Raw genomic sequence first — 1,764 nt, 5'->3', positions numbered from 1 at the left:
AAGAGCACCAGTGGAGGCATGAGCGCGGCTCCCAAAGAGCATTTCGCGGCGGCCCACGGCTTGCGGCCTCGTGAGCCGGCTGCTGTCACTCAACGCCGGGACAGGCATCTGGTTGCTCCTCCCGTCTGTTTTCGCTGCTGAACCGGTTCTAGGGGCGGCTTGCCTGCCGGCATGGGTTTCGGCGATACGCGAGGGTGCGAACCGCCAGCCTCATTGCCGATGTCCGCCCGTGTCTTCGTTTGCGGGCCCGCAAAGCCACCCCTCGATCCGGTCGCGGGCCGCAGGCCCCGCGAAGACGAAGCGATCGCGCCAGGCTTCGAGGCGGACGTGCTCCGTGCCAAGAACGATATTTCAAACTGAGAAATCGCCAGATTCCACGGCAGTTTCGACGCCCGCTCCAACGCTGGCTCCCCCGGTCGTCAGCGACAGTCCTGCCATCGCCGACGCGAAATGGTCGCGCCGCAAAAATGGAGACGACGATGACGAGTTTGGAGCATACCGCCTATGAAACCGGCCGGTCGGGCGTCGGCCCGATCGGCTTTGCCAGCCGGGCGCTGCGGCTTTTCTATCATGCGATGAGGATGCGCAGCGACCGCGCCGCCTTGCATGCCATGCCTGACTATCTGCTCAAGGACATGGGCATCACGCGTTCGGGAATCGACTACTACACCTCGACGGGCCGCGCTGCCTCCGGCACCGGCGGGATGGACATCCGCACCATCGGCTAACCGCCAATAGCGATCGCGGCCACGCCGTCGACAAGCCCCGGGCGCTTCCCAACGCCCGGGGTTTTGCGTTCCGGCGCATCGGCTCAAGCGGTGAGCCACCTCGTTTCAAACGATACGTCCATGCCAATTTCCACGGTGCGCGTATGAAAAATTCCACGGTCGCATCCACTCTCGTTCAAACGCTCCAACGGCAAACAGAGGCCGTCACGGCAACCAAGCCGCAAAGCAACCTTTGGAGATGATGATGCAACCCAACACCAAACCTGCACGGCTTCCTCTCAATGGCGTCGACACGCCGAACCTGATGGCGACGATCAATTTCGTCGCCGGGCAGCCGGAGCTCGCCAAGTTCCAGTTCCGCGCCCACAATGAGTGGATCGAGGGCACGCACAGCAAGACCGTCATGCATGGCTTCTTCGGCGCTGGCAACGAGCAGAAGCACGAGAAGCCGCATTATGCCGACGCCGACCATCCGGCGATTCTGTGCGGCGCCGACAATGCGCCGACCCCGGTCGAGTGGCTTCTGCACGGGCTGGCTGGCTGCCTGATGGCCGGCGTCGCCAACATCGCCGCCGCGCGCGGCATTAAGCTCACCAAGGTAAAGTGCTCGGTGGACGGCGACATCGACCTGCGCGGCATCCTCGGCATCTCCGATGAGGTCCGCAACGGCTTCCAGAACATCCATGTGTCGTTCGAGATCGAAGGCGACGCGCCGGCCGAAAAGCTCCAGCAGCTGGTCGAGCAGTCGCGTGCCCGTTCGGCCGTCTTCGACGTGCTGACCAAGGGCGTGCCGGTCACCGTCGGCATCAAGACCATCCAGTAAACCGACAGGCGGTCCGGAACCGGTCCGGGCCGCTTCCCTCTCCTCGGACGGAACTGAACCATGAGACGCGCGGTCGTCATCATCGGCGCGGGCCAGGCCGGCCTTGCGCTCAGCCATTGCCTCAGCCAGGCCGGCATCGACCATGCCGTGCTGGAGCGCGGGCGCATCGGCGAGCGCTGGCGCTCGCAGAGCTGGCGCTCGCTTCGGCTGCTC

General features: G+C 64.6%; 3 protein-coding genes. All 3 read left to right on the top strand.

The window, feature by feature from the left end; all coding sequences use genetic code 11:
• Positions 1-479 precede the first annotated feature (479 nt).
• Entirely contained in the window at positions 480-728 is a 249-nt protein-coding gene (locus EOA27_RS35035) for a DUF1127 domain-containing protein (protein WP_189343174.1), read from the top strand.
• Between the two features lie 238 nt (positions 729-966).
• The gene (locus EOA27_RS35030) at positions 967-1,551 is read left to right on the top strand and encodes an OsmC family protein (protein ID WP_126083428.1); all 585 of its coding nucleotides are present in this window, start codon (positions 967-969) and stop codon (positions 1,549-1,551) included.
• A 60-nt stretch (positions 1,552-1,611) separates the two neighbouring features.
• A partial coding sequence (locus EOA27_RS35025) for an FAD-dependent oxidoreductase (protein WP_127258573.1) occupies positions 1,612-1,764 on the top strand: 153 nt, incomplete at its 3' end.

The organism is Mesorhizobium sp. M2A.F.Ca.ET.037.01.1.1, from assembly GCF_003998075.1.
Lineage (GTDB): Bacteria > Pseudomonadota > Alphaproteobacteria > Rhizobiales > Rhizobiaceae > Mesorhizobium.
The sequence above is the reverse complement of the archived record's forward strand: the minus strand, read 5'-3'. Positions and strand labels throughout refer to the sequence as shown.

What these genes read in the sequence shown, in the direction of transcription:
- EOA27_RS35035 (WP_189343174.1), top strand. Translation starts at nt 480, where the DNA reads ATGACGAGTTTGGAGCATACCGCCTATGAAACCGGCCGGTCGGGCGTC.
- EOA27_RS35030 (WP_126083428.1), top strand. Translation starts at nt 967, where the DNA reads ATGATGATGCAACCCAACACCAAACCTGCACGGCTTCCTCTCAATGGC.